Origin of the sequence: Echinicola vietnamensis DSM 17526 (genome assembly GCF_000325705.1) — a bacterium.
Taxonomy (GTDB): domain Bacteria; phylum Bacteroidota; class Bacteroidia; order Cytophagales; family Cyclobacteriaceae; genus Echinicola; species Echinicola vietnamensis.
This window is the reverse complement of record NC_019904.1, coordinates 633,894-654,820: the sequence shown is the minus strand read 5'-3', so window position 1 is coordinate 654,820 and position 20,927 is coordinate 633,894. Positions and strand designations below refer to the sequence as shown.

17 protein-coding genes are annotated in these 20,927 nt (G+C 44.4%); 13 read left to right on the top strand and 4 right to left on the bottom strand.

Features of this window, described 5'->3' with window-relative positions:
* Window positions 1–13: 13 nt before the first annotated feature.
* Window positions 14–1,255 carry an ornithine--oxo-acid transaminase gene (gene rocD / locus ECHVI_RS02790; RefSeq protein WP_015264421.1) on the bottom strand — a complete coding sequence of 414 codons (1,242 nt, stop codon included), beginning with the start codon at window positions 1,253–1,255 and terminating at the stop codon, window positions 14–16.
* Between the two features lie 263 nt (window positions 1,256–1,518).
* Here rocD and rpmB point away from each other — a divergent pair, with 263 nt between their 5' ends.
* The 8 genes from rpmB (at window position 1,519) to ECHVI_RS02755 (ending at window position 7,188) form a co-directional block, all read left to right on the top strand.
* Window positions 1,519–1,761, top strand: a complete 243-nt coding sequence (rpmB, locus tag ECHVI_RS02785; RefSeq protein WP_015264420.1) for a 50S ribosomal protein L28 — start codon at window positions 1,519–1,521, stop codon at window positions 1,759–1,761.
* Window positions 1,762–1,792: 31 nt separating this feature from the next.
* A complete protein-coding gene (gene rpmG, locus ECHVI_RS02780; protein ID WP_015264419.1) occupies window positions 1,793–1,975 on the top strand; it encodes a 50S ribosomal protein L33 in 183 nt (60 codons plus the stop codon).
* Between the two features lie 52 nt (window positions 1,976–2,027).
* A complete protein-coding gene (locus ECHVI_RS23225; protein WP_015264418.1) occupies window positions 2,028–2,180 on the top strand; it encodes a DUF4295 domain-containing protein in 153 nt (50 codons plus the stop codon).
* Between the two features lie 98 nt (window positions 2,181–2,278).
* Window positions 2,279–3,238, top strand: a complete 960-nt coding sequence (ftsY, locus tag ECHVI_RS02775) for a signal recognition particle-docking protein FtsY (protein ID WP_041738277.1) — start codon at window positions 2,279–2,281, stop codon at window positions 3,236–3,238.
* Between the two features lie 160 nt (window positions 3,239–3,398).
* Window positions 3,399–4,571 (top strand): hypothetical protein, encoded by a 1,173-nt coding sequence (locus ECHVI_RS02770; protein ID WP_157501186.1) that lies wholly within the window; start codon window positions 3,399–3,401, stop codon window positions 4,569–4,571.
* A 195-nt stretch (window positions 4,572–4,766) separates the two neighbouring features.
* Window positions 4,767–5,957 carry an NHL repeat-containing protein gene (locus ECHVI_RS02765; protein ID WP_041738276.1) on the top strand — a complete coding sequence of 397 codons (1,191 nt, stop codon included), beginning with the start codon at window positions 4,767–4,769 and terminating at the stop codon, window positions 5,955–5,957.
* A gap of 86 nt (window positions 5,958–6,043) precedes the next feature.
* Window positions 6,044–6,880: a hypothetical protein gene (locus ECHVI_RS02760; protein ID WP_015264413.1), complete on the top strand. Its 837-nt coding sequence runs from the start codon at window positions 6,044–6,046 to the stop codon at window positions 6,878–6,880.
* Between the two features lie 29 nt (window positions 6,881–6,909).
* The gene (locus tag ECHVI_RS02755) at window positions 6,910–7,188 is read left to right on the top strand and encodes a hypothetical protein (protein ID WP_157501184.1); all 279 of its coding nucleotides are present in this window, start codon (window positions 6,910–6,912) and stop codon (window positions 7,186–7,188) included.
* Window positions 7,189–8,476: 1,288 nt separating this feature from the next.
* Here ECHVI_RS02755 and ECHVI_RS02745 read toward each other — a convergent pair.
* Entirely contained in the window at window positions 8,477–10,261 is a 1,785-nt protein-coding gene (locus ECHVI_RS02745; RefSeq protein ID WP_015264411.1) for a RagB/SusD family nutrient uptake outer membrane protein, read from the bottom strand.
* 20 nt (window positions 10,262–10,281) lie between these two features.
* Complete coding sequence (locus tag ECHVI_RS02740) at window positions 10,282–13,521, bottom strand: SusC/RagA family TonB-linked outer membrane protein (protein WP_015264410.1); 3,240 nt, start codon at window positions 13,519–13,521, stop codon at window positions 10,282–10,284.
* A 590-nt stretch (window positions 13,522–14,111) separates the two neighbouring features.
* On the opposite strand from ECHVI_RS02740, the gene ECHVI_RS02730 reads away from it, so the two are divergent.
* The 5 genes from ECHVI_RS02730 (at window position 14,112) to ECHVI_RS02710 (ending at window position 19,963) form a co-directional block, all read left to right on the top strand.
* Window positions 14,112–15,578, top strand: coding sequence for a Gfo/Idh/MocA family protein (locus ECHVI_RS02730; RefSeq protein WP_015264409.1), 1,467 nt, complete (start codon window positions 14,112–14,114; stop codon window positions 15,576–15,578).
* Between the two features lie 231 nt (window positions 15,579–15,809).
* On the top strand, window positions 15,810–17,123 hold the full coding sequence (rimO, locus tag ECHVI_RS02725; RefSeq protein ID WP_015264408.1) for a 30S ribosomal protein S12 methylthiotransferase RimO: 1,314 nt from the start codon (window positions 15,810–15,812) through the stop codon (window positions 17,121–17,123).
* 207 nt (window positions 17,124–17,330) lie between these two features.
* Window positions 17,331–17,579 carry a hypothetical protein gene (locus tag ECHVI_RS02720; RefSeq protein WP_015264407.1) on the top strand — a complete coding sequence of 83 codons (249 nt, stop codon included), beginning with the start codon at window positions 17,331–17,333 and terminating at the stop codon, window positions 17,577–17,579.
* Between the two features lie 184 nt (window positions 17,580–17,763).
* On the top strand, window positions 17,764–18,927 hold the full coding sequence (locus tag ECHVI_RS02715) for a hypothetical protein (RefSeq protein WP_015264406.1): 1,164 nt from the start codon (window positions 17,764–17,766) through the stop codon (window positions 18,925–18,927).
* 28 nt (window positions 18,928–18,955) lie between these two features.
* Window positions 18,956–19,963: an adenosine kinase gene (locus ECHVI_RS02710; RefSeq protein ID WP_015264405.1), complete on the top strand. Its 1,008-nt coding sequence runs from the start codon at window positions 18,956–18,958 to the stop codon at window positions 19,961–19,963.
* 145 nt (window positions 19,964–20,108) lie between these two features.
* Here the strand turns inward: ECHVI_RS02710 and ECHVI_RS22880 are convergent, their stop codons facing one another.
* Complete coding sequence (locus tag ECHVI_RS22880; RefSeq protein WP_015264404.1) at window positions 20,109–20,777, bottom strand: response regulator transcription factor; 669 nt, start codon at window positions 20,775–20,777, stop codon at window positions 20,109–20,111.
* Window positions 20,778–20,927: the final 150 nt, after the last annotated feature.

Sequence of the window (20,927 nt, the reverse complement as noted above, 5' to 3'; positions counted from 1 at the left end):
GGCTTTAGGTTTGTTACTTTTTAAAGTTTTGAATGGTCTTTTCGATAATGTCGCAGCAGTCGTGCAGCTGTTCTTCGGTAATGACCAGGGGTGGAGCAAAACGGATAATATTGCCATGGGTAGGTTTGGCCAGTAGGCCATTTTCTTTCAGGGCCAGGCAGAGCCTCCAAGCAGTGTCGCTGTCCTCGGTGTCGTTGATGACAATGGCATTCAGCAGTCCCTTGCCGCGCACGAGTTCCACCAAGTCGGACTTGTCCACCAGTTGTTGTATGCGCTCCCGGAAGAGCTTGCCGAGTTTATCGGCATTTTCGGCCAGCTTTTCATCCTTGACCACGTTCAGGGCGGTCATGGCGACCTTGGCACCAAGTGGATTGCCTCCGAAAGTGGAGCCGTGCTGGCCGGGTTGGATAACTTCCATGATATGGTCGTCCGCCAAGACTGCCGAGACGGGATAGAATCCACCGGAGATGGCTTTTCCAAGAATGAGCATGTCTGGCTTCACCCCTTCGTGATCACAGGCGAGTAATTTGCCGGTTCGGGCGATCCCTGTTTGGATTTCGTCTGCCATGAAAAGTACTCCGTGATCTTTACAGACAGCAGCTACTTCCTTAAGGTAGCCTTCTTTGGGGACATATACGCCCGCTTCCCCTTGAATAGGCTCGACCAGATATCCGATGATGTTTTTGGACTGGCTTAGTACATCCTTAAGGGCATCGATGTCGTCGTGGGGAATGGTGACAAACCCTGGCGTGTACGGGCCAAAGTTCTTGCGTGCAGTCTCGTCATTAGAGAAAGAGATGACAGTAGTGGTCCTCCCGTGAAAATTGTTTTTGGCCACGATGATGGTGCCTTCGTTTTCAGGGATTCCCTTTTTTTCATAGCCCCATTTCCGGGCAATTTTGATCGCTGTTTCGACACCTTCTGCCCCGGTGTTCATGGGCAAGACCTTGTCATAGCCAAAATATTCGGTGAGGAATTTCTCGAATGGGCCGAGGACATCGTTATGAAAAGCCCTTGAGGTAAGGGTAAGGGTTCCGGCTTGGTCGATAAGGGTCTGAAGGATCCGCGGATGGCAGTGGCCTTGGTTTACGGCAGAATAAGATGAAAGAAAATCATAATATTTTTCACCTTCCACATCCCACATAAAAACGCCTTCTCCCCTGGACAGGACGACAGGCAGTGGATGATAGTTATGGGCACCATGCTTGTTTTCCAACTCAATGGCTTGTTGACTTGAGGTTATTGGTTGCATCATGAGCTTAGTCTTTTAAATTTTCGTATATTTGGGTTTCATATCTTATAACAAAGATAAAAAAAACACCAGCTTTACCATAAATGCAGCAAATATGTTGCCCGGTAAGCCTGTTTTGAAGAAAAGTTTGTGAGTCGGCATGGTCAGGTGGATGAATCCCAATAGTTTAGCCAATTATTTTTGGTTGCTCTTTTGGTAATTCCCAAAAACTTCCGATATTTGCAAACTCAATTAGAAAAACGTCTTAAAAATTACGATCATATATCATGGCAAAAGTTTGTGACATCACCGGTAAAAGACCTCGAGTAGGTAATAATGTATCGCACGCGAACAACAAGACCAAGCGTAAGTTTTATCCAAACCTGCACAAGAAGAGTTTCTATGTGCCAGAGGAAGATGCTTGGATCACGTTGAAGGTTTCTTCAAAAGCGTTGAGAACAATCAACAAAAAGGGCATCAGTGCTGTTTTGAAAGAGGCTCAAGCAGAAGGACACATTATCATTAAGTAATCATTTCCGAATCCAATAAATAAATAGAGCGATGGCTAAGAAAGGTAACAGAGTTCAAGTGATTTTGGAATGTACAGAGCACAAGAGCAGTGGTGTTCCAGGCACTTCAAGATATATCACGACTAAAAACCGTAAAAATACTACGGAGCGATTGGAGCTTAAAAAGTACAATCCAATCCTTAAGAAAGTAACGGTTCATAAAGAAATTAAATAATTTTAAGGAGCAGACGGTTTGCCACGGCAGGCTGTCATAAAACCTAAAAGATATGGCTAAGAAAGTAGTAGCAACCCTGAAAAAAGAAGGTGGTGTAACTTACGCTAAGGTGATCAAAGCGGTGAAATCCGAAAAGACCGGTGCGTACACTTTCAGAGAAGAAATGGTACCTACCACTGAGGTGAAGGATACCCTTGCAAAATAATTGCCTTGCTTAAATCGTAATGCAAAAAGGATAAATCCCTCTCGATTGGTTTCGGGAGGGATTTTATGATTATATTCGGGTCAAAGATGTGAATGACTATGGGAATTTTTGGATTTTTTTCTAAAGACAAAAAAGAAAGCCTCGACAAAGGGCTTGAAAAAACCAGCGAAAACCTCTTCTCCAAGCTTGGTAAGGCTGTCATTGGCAAGTCCAAGGTGGATGATGAAGTATTGGACGAGCTGGAGGAAATTTTGATTACTTCTGACGTGGGGGTGGACACGACGATCAAAGTGATCCAGCGCATCGAGGAGCGCGTGGCCCGAGATAAATATGTCAATACGACAGAATTGGATAAAATCCTTCGTCAGGAGATCGTCGGGCTCTTGGAAGAGAGCAACGAAGTGGACCTGTCCAATTTTGAGCTGCCCAAGGACAAAAAGCCCTATGTCATCATGGTGGTCGGCGTCAATGGCGTGGGCAAGACCACCACCATTGGTAAACTGGCCCATCAGTTTAAAAATGCCGGCAAATCGGTGGTCCTTGGAGCGGCGGATACTTTTCGAGCTGCTGCAGTGGATCAGCTGATCCTGTGGGGAGAGCGTGTGGACGTACCGGTGGTGTCCCATGGCATGAATGCAGACCCAGCATCTGTGGCCTTTGATACCGTAAAAAAAGGCGTGGACATGGGAGCCGATGTGGTGATCGTGGATACTGCTGGCCGACTGCATACCAAGGTCAACCTGATGAATGAGCTGAGCAAGATCAAGCGGGTGATGCAGAAGTTTATCGACGATGCACCGCATGAGATTTTGCTGGTTTTGGACGGCTCGACTGGCCAAAATGCCTTTATCCAAGCCAAAGAATTTACCAAAGCTACCGAAATCAATGCCTTGGCCATTACCAAACTGGACGGAACAGCAAAAGGTGGTGTGGTCATTGGAATTTCTGATCAGTTTAAGATTCCGGTGAAGTATATTGGCGTCGGCGAAAAAGTAACGGACCTGCAGATTTTTAACAGGACGGAGTTCGTAGATTCGCTGTTTAAGAAGAAGTTGTAGCCTGCAAATCCTTTAACAGGAGAGGCCGGATTTACTGTTTTTACCAGTTCATGAAGGGGTGAGTTTGGTTAGCGTGCTTTATCGTTTATTTGTATTATTACTTCAGATAACTGTTCTTGGCGCAGATACGTTATAGGGGCTTTGATTTTTGCCCTTCTTTTTGTATCATTTGAAAGTTTTTTTAATAATATTATTTGAGATGATAAAAACCAAGTTGCTTATTTTTATAGTACCTGTTTTGTGTTCTTTTTTTGGATGTTCAGGTGGGGATAAGGAAAATAAAGAGATTTCGGACAATCAGGCCTTTCACTTGGAAATTGTCGATTCTATTAGGGTTGACTATTTGGGAGATTTGGAAATCACTGATATTCATCAGGAAACCGGAGAGATTATTGGTTTTAACTTTAAAACCAATGATTTGGTGATTTTTGATCAGACGGGGAAAATCATCGAACAGTTTTCAAGAGGAGGGGATCGCCCCAACCCAATCAATTCGATGGTTTCATTAGGGTTTTATCAAGGAGATAAGCTTTTGGTGGCTAATAATAATGGCAAGCTTGCTGTTTTTAAAAAAAATGGTGAGCATATAGAAGACATTCCACTTCCTTTTCAAATTCAGTACTTTAATTGGTCGCAACGGAAAAAGATTTACAGCCTTTCGGATAGTTTGTTACTGGGACAGCTGGCAAAAATTAAAAATATTGAGGGATATGAAGAATATTACCTCAATTTTATTGATTTAAAAACGGGTAATTTGACTCCTGTGCTATCCATTCCTGATATCAGTAAGTACAGTAGTGGCGATCATTATGGCCCGCTCTACCCCTATATTACCAAATTTGATAATTTTTTATATATGACACTCTCCAACGAACCGTCTCTACACATCTATGAATTGGAAGGTTCGGATTTAAATTACCTTGAAACCGTAGCCTTTGGGAATGCTGATTTTGTAGAGGTGATTCCATCGACAGATCCCGATAGCTTTGACTTTGATAGAAACTATGGTCATATGGATGCTGGTGATGTACAGGGTTTTTTTGATGTTGGGAATTGGTTGGTAGCTTATTACAGGAATGGCATTAATGCGGTTAACTACTCAGCAGATATTTCAGAAGACCCGATATTAAATAGAAAGAAGAACCCTTGTTTTTTGGCTGTTTTTGATCAGAATCATAAATTACTACGTCGGGGAGTAGAGGTTCCCTTGAATGTTGCATCCATTCAAGGGACGATGCCAGACGGGAAGCTATTGGCAAAGAAAAACAAGATGCTGTTTGATAAAGAGGAGGATTTTGAAATATACTACTTGATGGAGCTAGTGCCTAATTGATTATTGACTAATAAACAATCTATATGAAATGCAGAAATGTTTTTTCTTTTGCAATACTAATTTGCTTTTCATCCTGTAGAAAGAAAACAGTTCAAGAGGCTACTGAAACGGGAGGGGAGAAGGCTTTCCTCTTGGGAATAGAGGATTCCGTATGTAAAGACTTTTGGTTTTTTAAGCCGATACTATTTTGTGATCATGAAGAATATACCTATCACGTTAGTAATGCTTCTCATGGGAGTTGGTTTAGGGTGCTCGCCAAAGGAGAATGAAAAGCAAAAATCGAGTAAGCAATCATTTCATTTAGAGGTGGTGGATTCTGTTTTGGTAGAGGATATTATTGCAAGACAGTTGATTTTTCAAACAGCCTCAGAGGAATTTCTTTTTTTTAGAGATGGTGTTCATCCAAGGGTCTTGGCCTTTACCCAAGACGGTGTGCCGGTGCATGACTGGACCAAAGAGGGGGATGATCCTGGAGCATTTATAATCACAACCGATAATTTGATTTGTACCCAAGAAGGAAATGTGGTGACCCATGATAGCATGAATGGGATCAGGGTTTTTCAGCCAAATGGTGATTTGGTTTTTTCAAAGCGATCCGAAGCGGGGATGCCCAGTAGTTTTCATAAATTGTTTAATATCTATCGGGACAATCAGGTCATTGAGAAAGAGGGCGTCGAGTATCTGCTGCATCACCGTGATGTTATGGAGGCTGGTGAGGGGTGGAACCATACCTTTTTTGCGCAACGAAAGAATCTCCTTGTCACGAACTTGGAAAATGGGGAGACCAAAAATATACTGCCTTTTCCTAAGGGGAGTAAGTTTCTCAATGGCAAGGCGTTCGCTTTTGAAGATTTTAGGCCTGTTTTCTATTTTGATGAGGATGCTGAAATACTGTATTTGGCTTTTCAGAATGAAGATATCCTGTACATGTATGATTTTTCCAGTGACCAGCCTGCTTTGGTACGTTCCCTTCCGTTAAATATTCCAGGCTTTGGAGGGAATAAAGGGAGGGCGTTTGAGGAAATTGATTTTGGGGAATTGGTGGTCGATAACTATCCCGCCAGAATCTTGAGCATGGAAATGGTTGATGACAAAATTCTGATCAGCTATACCAGGGCAGCAACCTCCGAGGAGTTGAGAGACCTACAAGGTGTAATGGTTAAGGAAACCCGACGCCATAAAATGAACGAATTGTGGAAAAAATTAAGTTCGGAGGTGATGGTTTTGAGAGATGAAGAAGTAGTCACTTACCAAATGGAAATGCCGGATATGGCCTTCAATAGCTTCAGGGTAATAGGAGAAGATATCTGGTTTATGAAGCCGTTGAGGGAAGAGGTGGAGCAGGAGGATTTTTTGGTATACAAAGCCAGGCTCGTGGAAAAGTGATTGGTGGTTTTTACTTAAATTAACATGTTAGGTTGGTAGAAATGGATTTGTTAGCGTAAGTTGGAATAAATAAACTTCCGCTATTTATGATAAGGTTACTTTTTGGCTTGCTGGTTGTGATGTTTTTAACTGGCTGTAATAACCCTTCCGAGAAGAAGCATTTCCAAAAAAGCTATTCCCTGGACATAGTGGATTCTGTCCGTGTAGATTATTTAGGAAATTTCTATCTGTCCGATTATTCGTCTGAGCGAGATGAATACCTAGCCAAAGGACATGGAGATAGAGAGTTTCTGTTTCTTGATGCTGAAGGGAATATTGTGGATAGCGTTCGCCTCAAAAAAGACGGGCCTGATGCCATTGCTGGGGTCCAGGTTGCTGGGTTCGTAGATGGGCATTTGAGCATCCTTGAAGGGGTGAAGGGGTTGCTGGTTTTGGGGGATGAAGGGAAATTGGACAAACGGCACGAAATTTCAGGTAATTATTATTACCTGAACGGATACAAGGGGAGACCATTTTTCAAGTTGCAAGAGGAGCTGGCCTATTATAGACCGGAAAGAGGTGATTTACCTGGGGAAGGCCTTGGGGAGATCATGAAGTCAGTTTATGAAAAGCCTATTCTTGAAGTGCTCAATCCCAGAACTGGTGATTTTCGGAGTACAATGGCTTTTCCATCGACCAGTAAATTTAAAGACGGAGAATACCATGGTTGGCCGTTCCCTACGGTAATAAAGCAAGGTGATGTTTGGTTATTGTATTTTGCCAGGGAATACCAATTTTACATTTACCGTGAAAAAGAAGGGGATTTGAAACTCCAGCAGACGGTGAAGATGAAAGTTCCTGATGCCATTAGTGCTGAAGGTGTGCCTTTTGACAAGGCTGATCAGTTTGAAAAGTCAATCGGTTTATCAGGAGTGGAGGGCTGAGTGAGGTGCTCTTTTATGGAGATAAAATCTTGGCAGTTTATTCGAAAGGAATGGGGGAAGAAGAAAAGTCACGGTATGATTTTGAAACCCTTGAAGGACGAATGGAAGCTTATAGGGCCACTGAACGGTTTGTTCAGGTGTTTGATTTGAAAGGCAATGTGCTGGCAGATATTCAATGTCCTAAGGGGATGCTTTTAGGGGATGTTGTTAATGGTAATGGTCAATGGGTGATGACAAAAGATCAAGCGTTTTTTGGGCAAGAACAGGATTGGCAAACCATCTATATGTTGGAACTGGTGAGTAAGTAAGGAGAAAGTCAAGGTTGTGTTAGTGGATCAAGCCATATTTCAGGGCATAGCATCCCTAAAAGGAGGGTTTTTCAACTACGGACTGGATGCATTCATGAGTACGGATTTGCCACTTTTTAAGCATCCTATCGGTACTTATCAGCGTTCAGAAAATTTCATGCCGATAAAACGATGGACTTCCTCCACAAGGGCAAACGCCTTTAAAAAAATATTCCAATTTGCATTTATATCTGCCGTTCCTACGGAACTTACCCTTTTGTGTGTTATCATTTTTGGTGCAGGTGGTCACCTGCACCTTCTATATGACCCTCCGCCAAGGGCGGATTAGGTAGGATGCTCAGTTACTAGCGCATATTCAGGGTTTAACCTCAACCAAGCCAACCACTATACCTGAGCAGATAGCTGCGACGGCTTGTACGATCCAAATCAGCAACTCATTCTTTCAGCCTACTCCGCCATTCGGCACCATAGGCTACTGCGGTTTCCAATGTACAAATCGGGGCAAAGTGCCAGCGGCACGATAAATTTTGTAACCTGCGGATTCATCCGCAGGAACTTAAGCGCTCCTCAACCTCCCGAAGGAGTGCCAGCGGCACGGATGATAGCTCCTCTACACGAAATTAGCATTAAATGCGTTTGCCACACTTGAAAACCATCAGGGGAATCGCTTTTAGTCCCTTGAAGTTCTTTAATTCAGGCTGAGATCTCTTTACTAACAGTTTAAAAGTGTTTATTCTGGGGGAACTGCCAATTTTCATTATGGAGTAAAATGCCCCCAACTTTTCGGCTTGATCCATTATTATCCAGAGGGGCTATTCTGGATCAAGCCATATTTCTGGGCATAGCTTCCCTAAAAGGAGGGCTTTTCAACTATGGACTGGATGCATCCAAGGAAATAAGGGATGAGTACGGATTTGCCACTTTTTAAGCATCCTATCGGTGCTTATCAGCCTTCACCTGTGGCCAAATAGCAACCAAAGGTGGCGAAGAATAGGTACAGCAAATAAAAAGACGCCAACTTTCATCAGCGTCTTTTTAAAAAGTAAAGCAAGGAGTTGAAAAAGTTATCGTTTGCTGTACGAGTATCAAAAGTAGTTATTTATTTACCTGCTCATAAGGATGTGTCATTATGAATAGTTTAAATCAAATCTTTACTTTTAATATTTAATTAATATAAAAAAGGAGCTGGCTTGTAGGGGAATTGCTAGTCATATTTATCGATAATATTGGATCGAAATGACCGCCTAGAAGCCAGCTCCAATTTGTTATGAGCAAAAGCTACTACGGATTAGTTATATCCTGGATTTTGCTTGAGCATCGGCTCTCCATCCTTTACGCTCAGGTCAATTTGACGCTGAGGGATAGGGTAGTAATTGTTTTTGGGAGCGCTGAAACTTCCATCTTTTACATCCTGGGTAATGCTTCCTTGGTAATCAAAATAAGCATTTAGCTCTTGCTCCGCGATTTCCCACCTTACCAGGTCAAAGAAGCGGTGACCTTCCATGGCCAGTTCCAGTTTCCGTTCGAAATAGATGGCCTTCAGGGCGTCTTCCTGGCTGCCAAACTGGGCTGCAGTGTACAGTTCGATGGTGTAATTGGCAGCAGGAGTATTGGTGAAGCCATCCATCGGAGCACTTTCATCTATGTACGTTTTGAGGTAGCCGTCAGGGTTCATCGCGCGTTCCCGGATTTGGTTTACCAGGTTCATGGCTTCCATCAAATTTCCAAGGTGGGCCTCTGTCTCGGCACACATCAAGATAATGTCCGCAAAGCGGATGATGTGAACATTAATGGCCGTGCCTGGAGCCCATGAGCTTTGGTCTGCATACAGGTTTTGGGTGGCTTGCCAGTAAATGGTTTTCTTGGGGGCATAGGGGCCGCCGTACGTTTGGTCCCTGACCCAGCTTTGTCCAGGGTGATGTCCCCAGTCATGGTAAGGTACCCCTCTTCTTCCGACAGTCCAGTCTAGCCTGGGATCCAATGATCCGGTATACGGGTCGAATGCCTGTGCGGAGGTGATGCCCATGTCTGATTTGACAGGATTTTGGTTGTAGTTTTCCAGATAAGGCAGTCCTGTGGCAGGATCTGTCTTAAATGAATTCACCAAATCTTGGGTAGGTTGGTAAAAGCCGCAACACCTGAAAGGGCTGTTGTACGGGAAATTGAGCATGTTGCCTGAGTTGGAGTTGGAAATGGTTCCGGTCCCTGAATTGGCTACCATCTGGATGTCAAATACCGTTTCCGCATTATTCTCCTTGGCAGCATCAAAGTTGTCGGAGAAATTATCCAATAATGCATATTTGGTCCCCGCTGGATTCACCCCTGAGGCAATGACCTCCTTGAAGATGGTATTGGCTTCTTGGTATTTTTTCTGGTACAAGTAAGTCTTTCCAAGGTAAGCTGCCGCGGCCCATTTGTTTGCGCGCGCAAACTCGGGCTGTGTAGGAGGCAGGTTTTCGTAGGCAAACTGAAAGTCTGCTTCGATCATTGGCCAGATGTCCTGGTCGTTGGGTTGGTTGGGGTCTTCGGTGGTTTCATCGATCCAAGGGACCATGTTGAACATTTTCTTCAGTTCAAAATAGAAATGGCCGCGAAGAAACCGGGCCTGCCCAGCAATGTCCTGCCGTTCACTGTCGGTGAGTTCAGGTACATTGGGAAGGAGCTTAAGAACATTGTTTGTCCTTTTTATGCCCTCGAAAGTGGCTTTCCATTTGGTGTTGAAGAACCCATTGGAAGGGCTGGAATAGAAGTTGACAATCGGGTCAATGGCGGGCTGGTCACCGGCAAAACTTCCCTTGGAAGCTTCGCCTCCAGCTACGGTTCCATAGATCCAGTTTTCAGGGGCAGCTTCCCAGCCATTTCCCCCGCCCAGCGCATCCGTACCGCCTTCACCCTGTCCGTCGAGGGCGGCGTAAGCACCGATCAGCAGTTTGTTTACCCCGTCTCGGGTGGCCAAGACGTCATCGCCCAATGCTCCCAAGGCCGGTTGGTCCAGGAATTCATCCGAGCATGATGGCAGCGTACCGATGAGTAGCATGCCCAGTATAAAATATTTGATAGTTGCGTATTTCATAACTGATAAAGTTTCAAGTTTTAGAACGTTAAGTTAAGGCCAAAGATAAATTGACGTTGATTGGGGTACTGTCCCTCGTCAATTCCAAAACTAGTGGTGCCACCGGAAATCTCAGGATCCAGTCCGGAGTAATTGGTGATCGTAAACAGGTTGGCTGCCTGTGCATAAAGCCGTAGCCCTCCGATATGGTAACGGTCTAGGAATGATTGGTTAAAGGTGTATCCAATTTGGGTTTGCCTGGCCCGGAGGTAGCTGCCGTTTTCCACGAAATAGGAATTGGGTACGCCAGCGGTACTGAATGAGCCTGTCGTTTCTTGGATAGGTGCCGTTGCGTTCATGTTTTCAGGTGTCCAAGAGTCGTAAAGGGCAGTGTGGCTTTTGGCTCCTTGGAAAGAACTGTAAAAATCCGTCCACCACTTGACGTTGTTCCAGATGTCATTCCCGCTGACACCATAAAGGAACATGCTGAAATCCCAATTGCGATACTCCAAACCAAGGTTTATCCCGTAAGTGAATTTCGGGTTTGGATTGCCCAGTGGAGTTCTGTCGTCCGGTGTGATGACGCCATCACCATTGGTGTCCTGATACTTAAACCTCCCTAAGCCAATGCCGTCTTGATAAACGGCTTCAGCATCACCAGTGGCTTCTGCTGCGGAGGCATTTGCATCGCTGATTTCTTGTTCCGAATTCCAGAATCCGACTACTTGATACCCGAAAAATTCACTCACCGGGTGTCCCACTTGGTTTCGGATGATGTTGCTTCCGTTAAACCTTCTTCCTTCTTGGTCAAAATAAGGAACACCGTCTGCAATTTTCACGATTTCATTGCTGTAGGTAGTAAATGAAAGGGTAGTCGTAAACGTCAGGTCTGGAGCCAAGATAAAGTACGTGCTGGCGTCCATGTCAAACCCTTTGTTGGTCATCTTGGCGATGTTGATGTAAGGAGGTTCAGCAGCACCTTGGGTGCCGATTACTTCTGGGTTGTAGAGCAAATCGTCCACTGTTTTATTATAGTAATCCAAGGTCAGTTGCACTTTGCCCTGCCAGAAGCTGGCGTCTATCCCGATGTTGGAGTTAATGTTTCGTTCCCACTTGGCATCAGGATTCCCGATTCGTTGTTCTTGAAAACCTTCTTGTATCGTCGAGTTGCTACCATCGATAGGATAGTAGGAGGCATTTCGATTGCCTTCATAGGTAGAGTAGGCGTTGCCAGGAGCCACATTTAGCTGATTTCCCATTTGACCATATCCACCGCGTAGTTTGAGATCATCGATCCACCCATTTTCTGGCATAAAGGACTCTTCCGATATTCTCCATCCAGCACTGACGGCTGGAAAGACACCATATTGTTCGTTTAGGAAACGGGAAGACCCGTCCCTTCTGACGGTGGCGCTGAGGATGTATTTATCGTTATAGGTGTAATCCACTCGGCCAAATAGGGAAAATAGGGCGTCTTTATACACAGAACTGGAATGTTGTTGGGTGCCGGAACCATTGGTGAGGGTCACATAATCCGGATCGAAGGAAAAATAACCCTGCGTAAATGCCTCCATGTTGCGGCCATTGTTTCGGTAGGCTTCAGTGCCCAGTAGGACTGTCAAGTCATGCTGCTCGTTGAATTCCCTTTTGTAGGTAAGGGTGTTGGTCCAGGTATAATTAAAGTTGAAATTTGACCCTTCCGTATATTGATTGACATTGAGGTTTTCGGAGTTTTCGTATTCCGGAAATTGGAAGCGGTTGTAGGTATTGCTGTAATACTGGCCACCAAAGCTGGTCCTGGCTGTAAAGTGCTCCAAGAAGTCCACTTCGGCAAATACATTTCCAAAAAGCCTTGAGGCCACACCCCGATTGTTTTTGGTTCTTTCCTGGATGGCTACCGGGTTTTTAGCGTTTCCTAAACCTGATCCGAAGGATCCGGCAAAATTCCCCATGATGTCATAGACAGGGATGATGGGCTGCTGCCTAAAGGCCATGCCGATAGCACTCCCCTCGGTAAGGTTGTCGATAGTGGGGTTTTCGGAAATGGAATAGGTCAGGTTTTCACCAATACGAATATTATCGGTCACATTATAAGAAGTGTTTGACCGAATGGTGTACCGTTTCAGGTAAGTATTGTTGAGCGTTCCTTGCTGATCAAAATAGCTCATGGAGAAGAAATAGTTGGCCCTATCACTTCCGCCGTTCACAGAGAGGTTGTGGCTTTGAATGCGTGCAGGAGAGAAGATTTCTTGAAACCAGTTGGTGCCGGTTTTGTTGGCTTCCACTATTCGGTAGAAATTATCCAGTGCTTGGGGATCCGTGTAATAAGGATTGACATTATACAAGGATTCATCGACCGTTTGTGCACCTACCGGTGCAATATAATTTGGCAGTACCGGATCAGGGCCACTGCCATACTGATCGTCATTGATGGTTCCGCCTGGATTGGTGTTTCTCAGTGCCATGAATTTGAGATCGGCCATTTCCTGTGACGAAAGAATGTCCCATGGATTGCCTCCTTGTACTTGCTGGGAGCCGATGTACATGTTGTAATTGACCTTGACGTCTCCCCTTCCTTTTTTGGTGGTCACGATAATGACTCCATTGGCAGCTCTGGACCCATAAATAGAGGCGGCGCCTGCATCTTTGAGGACTTGCATGGTCTCTACATCATTGGGATTGATGTCGTTGATGTTTGGCGTGGGGACACCATCGACGATAAAAAGCGGCGTATTGTTCCCGAAGGTGTTTACACCCCTGATTTTGATTTCAGGAGCTTGTCCAGGCTGGCCTGAGCCGGTGATGGTTACCCCGGAGACCCTTCCTTGGAGCTGACTGGTAAGCTGAGGGCTGGGCTGTTGGGTCATCTCCTCCATTTTCACAACGGAAACAGCACCGGTAAGGTCCTGCTTTTTTTGCGTTCCATAGCCCACTACGACCACTTCTTCCAATCCTTTGATGTCTGTTTTCATGGAGACGTCTATGGTGGATTGACCACTGACAGGGACTTCTTGTGTGGAGTAGCCAATAAAGGAAAAAACCAAGGTAGCGCCTTCGCTTACTTCAATGGAATAATTGCCATCAAGGTCGGTGATGGTGCCTTTTGTGGTGCCTTTTTGGGAAATACTTGCGCCGGGGATGGATTCCCCGTTGTCGGCATCGGTGACTTTTCCAGTCACTTGTATTGACTGCCCGAAAGCGAATGAAAGGGGAATTAATGTGCTTGCCATAAGGCATAGCAGTGCCACCCCCAATTTAAAATTGGATAATAATTTAGCCATAGGTTTAATGTTAATTATGAATAAATGTTGTGCGGATAATAAGATGAAGCGGGTAGGTTATCCCGAATCGATGTAATTTTCCATAAAAGTTATTTTAACATAGGGTTTTGATTGATCTGACTATTCGTACAAAATGAAAACGTTTGCATTTTAGGAGCGCGCGTTTACCAGCTTGACCTATCAAGCAGCGTTCAATGACTTTTAAAATTTACGTTCTAGTGGATTATGGCTTTTGGAGAAGGCTTAAGCCCTTATTGGCTCCTGTGGTTAAAAAAAGAGGAGACCGTAGGGCGCAAATTTAAAAATACTGAGCCCGGGTATTTGTTCATTAGGGGTTGGCGTTGGCATAGGTTTAGTTTTTTAGGGTTAATATTGTATCATGATTTGTTAAATTATGGAAATATTTTCGTAATGCGAAATTTTACACAAAGGTATTTGCGCATGTTTATTTTTTGCTAAAAGTCTTAAAAGGAAAATTATCCTGAAAGATGGTCGATAATCTGTTCGAATGATAGTGCAACAGAAATAAAAATGCCGTATTTTAGGTTGGTAATTCGATTAAGCAATCAATTCAATAATTTATATAACCCATGGAAAAACCTAAAAAATCCATCGATCAACACTCGAGAAGAAATTTCATTAAGAACGCTGCCTTGGCTTCTTCAGCCCTTATCGTGCCCCGTCACGTGTTAGGAGGTGTGGGCTTTACTGCACCCAGTGACCAGCTGAACATCGCTGCCATTGGTGCTGGAGGAAAAGGAGCCAGCGATATCAAGAATGCGTCTGTCAATGGCCGTGAAAGGGTCGTGGCACTTTGTGATGTAGACTTTTCCGGTTCGGCTTCCCAGTCGGTAAAGAATTTCCCCAATGCCAAGTTGTATGCTGACTTCAGGGAAATGTTGGAAAAGGAAAAGGACATCGATGCCGTCACGATTTCCACACCAGACCACGTACATGGTCCTGCGGCGGCCTTTGCAATGGAGCGGGGCAAGCACGTATATGTCCAAAAGCCCATGACCCACAATATTCGTGAGGCCAGGTTGCTTACCCAAATGGCCCGCGAACAAAAAGTCGTTACCCAAATGGGAAACCAAGGCGGCTCTAACCCGCTATTGAACTTGGTGCAACAATGGATTGACTCCGACAAGCTGGGCAAAATTTCCAAAGTGGAAATCTGGACCAACCGTCCTGTTTGGCCTCAGGGAAATGCTTTTCCTCAGCCAGATCCAAGTAAGAAACCTGATGATCTCGCTTGGGACCTATGGCTCGGACCATCTCCTAAAATACCTTACACGCCAAACTTACATCCCTTCAACTGGCGAGGTTGGTGGGATTACGGTACGGGTGCATTAGGAGATGTAGGATGTCACTTGGTGGACATACCTTACCGTACCTTGGGACTGCATTACCCTAAATCTGCTGAATGTAGCGTAGGAGCGGTGTATACCAAAATGTGGACACCGGATTATCACCCTGAAGGATGTCCTGCTTCCTCTTTTATTTCGTTGAAGTTTGATGCTACAGAGAAGAGTAAATCTCCTATTGAAATGACTTGGAGTGATGGTGGTATTCGTCCTGCACACCCTGATATTATCCCTGCAGACCATGATATCGGAGGAACAGACAGTGCCAATGGCGTTTTGATCATTGGTGAAAAGGGAATCATTTCTACCAATATCAACGATAGTAGTCCGCTAATGCCAAAACTATACCTCAACGACGGCACCACTGAGTTTGGTCCCCAGACGGAGGATTTTCCAGAGCCTGAATATGGCCATCAGCGCAAGTGGGTGGATGCCTGTAAAGCAGGATTCGGAAGCAAAGAGCATAATGAGCTGACATCTTCGTTTGACTATGCTGGCCCGATGACTGAAACGGTCCTAATGGGTAACCTGGCCATTCGAAGCTATATGCTCAGAAGGGAAAATAGTAATGGAGGAATGGAGTATTTTGGCAGAAAGAAACTGCTTTGGGATGGTGACAACATGCAAATCACCAATCTTGAAGAAGCCAACCAGTACGTAGGCCGAACCTATCGAGACGGCTGGAAAGTGTAAGGAAAGTATAGCATGTCCGGGGTCAGGTGAAAACGCCTTTGCCATCCATGACGCAGTCAATTGGCCAAGCGATATCCCTGATGCCGGACATTTTTTTATTTCCATTTCCTGTTTTTATTTCATTCTTTTTGCTGTGAGCTTACCAAGTAGCCTTACTGAAAAATATCCTACCGGCCTTTATATCTGCCCTTTGCTTTTATTTTTGTACTTTTGCAGCAAAGAAGAAATGATTTGAAGGCGAGAACATTAAAAAAAGACAAGGTAAACATTGTCACCATGGGGTGCTCCAAAAATTTGGTGGATTCGGAGGTGATGTTGACCCAGCTGAAAGGGAATGGGATAGAGGTGTCTCATGAATCCTTGCAGCAAGATAATAATGTCATTATCATCAATACCTGCGGGTTTATCGATAATGCCAAGCAGGAGTCCATAGATACGATTTTGCAGTATGTGGATGCCAAGGAGAAGGGCTTGGTGGAGAAGGTGTATGTGACAGGCTGCCTTTCTCAGCGGTACAAGGATGATTTGGAAAAGGAAATTCCGCAGGTGGATGCCTTTTTTGGCACGCGTGACCTGCCGGCGTTATTAAAGAAGTTTAAGGCAGATTATAAGCATGAGCTGGTCGGGGAGCGGTTGTTGACCCATCCTTCCCACTATGCATACATGAAAATCTCAGAAGGCTGTGATCGGCCATGTTCCTTTTGTGCCATTCCATTAATGCGCGGTGGTCATGTTTCTAAGCCCATAGAGGAGTTGGTGAAAGAGGCGGAGCACAAAGCTGCCAATGGCACCAAAGAGCTGTTGTTGATAGCCCAAGATTCCACGTATTATGGATTGGACCTGTATAAAAAGCGGCGGCTGGCAGACCTGATGAAAGCCCTGGCCGATGTGAACGGCATCGATTGGGTGCGGCTTCATTATGCTTACCCTACAGGCTTTCCAATGGATGTGATCGATGTGATGGCGGAGCATCCAAATATCTGTAATTACCTTGATATTCCGCTACAGCATGGCTCTTCCGATGTGCTCAAGGTCATGCGTCGTGGTACCAGCCGTGAGAAGCAAGAAGAACTTATTCATCGCATTCGGGAAAAGATCCCTGGTATTGGCATTAGGACTACATTGATTGCAGGCCATCCAGGGGAGGGAGAGAAGGAATTCCAAGAGATGGTGGATTTTGTGGAGCGGATGAAGTTTGAGCGCCTAGGGGTGTTTACCTATTCGCATGAGGAGGATACACATGCATTTACCATGAACGACGATGTGCCTGACGAGGAGAAACAAGCCCGTGCCAATCACCTGATGGAGGTTCAAGAGCAAATTTCATTTGACCTTAACCAAGAAAAGGTGGGACAGACGTTTAAGGTGCTGGTGGACAAAAAAGAGAATGGTTACTTTGTGGGAAGAACGGAATTTGACTCTGTAGAAGTGGACAATGAAGTGCTGATCGATGCATCAAAGCACTATTGCCGGGTAGGAGACTTTGTCCAAGTGAAGGTCAACGATGCGACAGAGTTTGACCTTTACGGTGATGTGGTAGACTGATTGTTTATTGAAAAATCGTTAATAAGAGACCGGTATTTTTGCCGGTCTTTTGTTTTTTAAGAATAAATATGCGTGTTTTTTGAGGAAAATCCTTATATTGAACGTAGTGTGTAAATGGTTTTTCCGAAATCGGAAGATATTGAAGACCCAAAATCGCCTCGTTTGATTACTTAGTGAGGAAAATAGTTTATCCTAAAAGATAGAGAAATGAGACAGCTGATTGCTTATCATTTGGCGACTATTTTACCCATGATGATTATCATGCAGCTATTTATGTTTGATTATATTGGATGGTATAATTTTACGGGTATGTTCATGCTCTACTTTTTCGTTTACCGCCCTATTATGGACTACAAAAGGTTGAAATCAAAAGGTTTGGTAGACCGCAAAGCATTTTTAAAATCCTGGGGATTTGTCCGCTTTAAGTTTGTCGATGAATTAATGTTCAAGAAATAGCGAAGCAAGCTATACTTTTTGGGAATAAATATTGACCTTTTACGGGGAATGATAATTCATGCCGTAAAGATGATCGGCTTTTACCATGTCCCTAATGCGAAAGGGCGCGATATAAGGTTCTGGCATCTTTTCTATTCCCCGAAAAACTCCCTATTTTTAGCCTTTCAAAATAACAAAGTAGCAGATGAATGTACTGGAAGTAACCAGTTCCGCTGATGCGCGGGAATTTTTGGACATGGCAGTTCGCTTGTACCAAAATGAAGAGCACTGGATCAGGCCGATAGATGAGGATATCGAGGGACTTTTTGATCCAAAGACGAACAAGTTATTTCGAAAAGGGGCCAAAGCCAAGCGCTGGCTGCTCTTGGACGATGCGGGCAAAACCATCGGGAGGATTGCTGCTTTTACCAACCCCAAATGGAAAGACAAACAACCTACTGGTGGGGTGGGTTTTTTTGAATGCATCGATAACCAAGCGGCTGCCTTCAAGCTTTTTGATACTGCCAAGGCTTGGCTCGAAGAACAAGGGATGGAGGCCATGGACGGCCCCGTAAACTTTGGTGAGCGCGATAAGTGGTGGGGGCTACTCGTGGATGGTTTTACACCACCAAACTATAACATGACTTGGAATTTTCCTTACTACCAGGCCTTCTTCGAGCAATATGGCTTCCAAGTTTATTTCAAGCAATACACCTATATGAGGCCCGTAAAAGGGGTGGATTTTGATCCTAAATTCCATAAGAGAGCTGCGATCACCATCGATGATCCGGATTATGAATTCCGTTATTTGAAAGGGAAAGAGCTGTACCAGAAATTTCCTGAATACTTCGTAGAAGTTTACAATAAGGCCTGGGCTCGTCACATGGGCAAAACCATGGCGCTTAAGGAAGCTCAGCTCATGCTGAAAAAACTGAAGCCCGTGGTGGATGAAAAGTTGATCTATTTTGGGTTTTATAAAGGCAAACCCATCAGCTTTTTTATCTCAATTCCAGAGTTGAACCAGATCTTTAAATATGTCGGAGGGAAAATGAACTGGTTAGGGAAGATAAAATTCCTCTACCATAAGTTATTCAATCCTCCCAATAAAATGCTGGGGTTGGTATTTGGCGTGGTGCCAGAGCAGCAAGGCAAGGGCGTGGAGAGCGCTATGGTGAAGAAATTTAACGATATGTCCTCCCAGAAGGCTTTTCCTTATGAGACTATTGAGATGAACTGGATAGGTGATTTTAGCCCGAAAATGATGCGGGTTTGTGAGCAGTTGTATGCAAAAATCTATAAAACCCATCATACCTATCGCTATCTCTTCGATCGGGAAAAGCCATTTGAGAGACATAAAATATTTGAATAAATCAGTCGAAAGTATTGATAACAAAAGCATGAAAAAGAAATATGATGTAGTGGGCATGGGAAATGCCCTTGTGGATATTGAGTTTAAAGTATCGGATCAGTTTTTAGCTGAAAACAACGTTGAGAAAGGCTTGATGACCTTGGTCGACGAAGCCCGCCAAGATGAACTCATGGCCGTGATCAACACCGCAGAAGCCAAAAAGCAATGTGGCGGATCTGCGGCCAATTCGGTGATCGCTGTGAGTCAGTTTGGAGGGAGTGCCTATTACAATTGCAAAGTAGCCAATGACTTGTTAGGGAAGTTTTTTGTAGAAGATCTCAAGGCATCTGGAGTGGCGCACAATCTGCAGGCAGATCAGTTGGAAGACGGTATTACGGGGAAGTGTTTGGTCATGGTGACCGAAGATGCTGAGCGTACCATGAATACTTTTCTTGGCATCACCGAGCGTTTTTCCAGCAAAGATCTTTATGAGGATGTTATCAATGATGCAGAGTACCTCTATATAGAAGGTTATCTGGTTACTTCTCCAAACGGCAAGGCTGCAATGATGCATGCCAAGAAACATGCCGAGGAGCAGGGGACCAATGTGGCCTTGACCTTTTCTGACCCGGCTATGGTAAAGTATTTTAAGGAAGGATTTGAAGAAGTTATCGGCGCAGGGGTAGACCTGTTGTTTGCCAATGAAGAAGAGGCGAGGTTGTTTACAGGGGAAGAGGATCTGAAGAAAGCCCGGGAGGCGTTGAAAAAAGTGGCCAAGCGATTTGTCATCACCATGGGGAAAAATGGTGCCATGATTTATGATGGCGATACCTTTATTGATATTGAGCCATATGAAACAGAGGCCATCGATACCAATGGTGCCGGGGATATGTTTGCAGGGGCTTTTCTTTTCGGAATTACCAATGGCCATTCGTATGCTTCCAGTGGAAAACTGGCCAGCCTGGCTTCTTCAAAAGTGGTGAGCCAGTTTGGGCCAAGGTTGGAATGGCATGAAGCCAAAAAAGTGTTAGAGCACTTGCGTCCGGAGTTGGGGTGAATATGCGTCACCTAAAGGCCACGATATTTCTCCTTCGGAGCGGTCAATATACCCGTGTACGGGGATTTAACGTAGAGCTGAAATTGCAGGATTAAGCTTGTTCATATTAGCAGAAATATTAGAGGAGGTCCGCTTGGGGTCTCCTCTAATATTTTACGCCAAGTTCAAATGCCAGCTTGATCAGTTCACTGGTTTTATTGCATTTTAATTTTTTGAAGATGTTTTGTTTGTGTTTTTTGACGGTTTCTTCAGAGATAAATAGCCTGGCCCCTATTTCATGTGGGGCGAGTCCTTCGGCTAGTTTCAGGAAGATTTCCATTTCACGCTTCGTCAGTGTTTCCAATAGCCTCATGGGGGCATCTTTACCGGGAGAAAGTTTGCTTTCAGGGATTAGTAAAGATAGGGCGTAATGTGGTCTGCTGGTGTTTGTCCGAGTGATGGTTTTGGTGGTGCCCTTCATGATTTGCCAGTTTCCTTCAGCATCTTTGAGCTTATAGGTAAGGTCTAAGTATTCTTCACTGTCCTCGTTGAAAAAGGTCAGGGAACGAAAGAGTGTGGGGTAATAGGAAGGGTGGATTGTTTTGAGGTAATAGATATAATCCATACCTGAAAGGAAGTTGTTCGTAAAGCCATAAAACTCCTTGCAGGCATTGTTGATATGGACTGGTCGGTAATTGCCAATGTCGTGCAGCGTAATCAGTGATGACTGTTGGTTGACGAATTCATCAAAACGCTCAAGGTCCAGCTGGTGGTCAGAAAGAATTTTTGCCGTGAGCAGTTCAGAAACTAGGGTGTCCAACTTTTGATGCAGCATTGTTTTTACAGAGGAGGTATAGCTTACCTAAATAAAGCATTATCTCCTAAAAATGCAAAAGCAGCCTTTGGCCAATAATGGTCAAAAGCTGTTTTAACATAAACGGCTATACATGTGGCATGGTAGGTTTTCGGTTCCTATTAGGCGTTC

Excerpts from the sequence above, each read along its gene's own strand:
- rocD (WP_015264421.1), bottom strand. The coding sequence starts at position 1,255 with ATGATGCAACCAATAACCTCAAGTCAACAAGCCATTGAGTTGGAAAAC.
- rpmB (WP_015264420.1), top strand. The coding sequence starts at position 1,519 with ATGGCAAAAGTTTGTGACATCACCGGTAAAAGACCTCGAGTAGGTAAT.
- rpmG (WP_015264419.1), top strand. The coding sequence starts at position 1,793 with ATGGCTAAGAAAGGTAACAGAGTTCAAGTGATTTTGGAATGTACAGAG.
- ECHVI_RS23225 (WP_015264418.1), top strand. The coding sequence starts at position 2,028 with ATGGCTAAGAAAGTAGTAGCAACCCTGAAAAAAGAAGGTGGTGTAACT.
- ftsY (WP_041738277.1), top strand. The coding sequence starts at position 2,279 with ATGGGAATTTTTGGATTTTTTTCTAAAGACAAAAAAGAAAGCCTCGAC.
- ECHVI_RS02765 (WP_041738276.1), top strand. The coding sequence starts at position 4,767 with ATGAAGAATATACCTATCACGTTAGTAATGCTTCTCATGGGAGTTGGT.
- ECHVI_RS02760 (WP_015264413.1), top strand. The coding sequence starts at position 6,044 with ATGATAAGGTTACTTTTTGGCTTGCTGGTTGTGATGTTTTTAACTGGC.
- ECHVI_RS02745 (WP_015264411.1), bottom strand. The coding sequence starts at position 10,261 with ATGAAATACGCAACTATCAAATATTTTATACTGGGCATGCTACTCATC.
- ECHVI_RS02740 (WP_015264410.1), bottom strand. The coding sequence starts at position 13,521 with ATGGCTAAATTATTATCCAATTTTAAATTGGGGGTGGCACTGCTATGC.
- ECHVI_RS02730 (WP_015264409.1), top strand. The coding sequence starts at position 14,112 with ATGGAAAAACCTAAAAAATCCATCGATCAACACTCGAGAAGAAATTTC.
- ECHVI_RS02720 (WP_015264407.1), top strand. The coding sequence starts at position 17,331 with ATGAGACAGCTGATTGCTTATCATTTGGCGACTATTTTACCCATGATG.
- ECHVI_RS02715 (WP_015264406.1), top strand. The coding sequence starts at position 17,764 with ATGAATGTACTGGAAGTAACCAGTTCCGCTGATGCGCGGGAATTTTTG.
- ECHVI_RS02710 (WP_015264405.1), top strand. The coding sequence starts at position 18,956 with ATGAAAAAGAAATATGATGTAGTGGGCATGGGAAATGCCCTTGTGGAT.
- ECHVI_RS22880 (WP_015264404.1), bottom strand. The coding sequence starts at position 20,777 with ATGCTGCATCAAAAGTTGGACACCCTAGTTTCTGAACTGCTCACGGCA.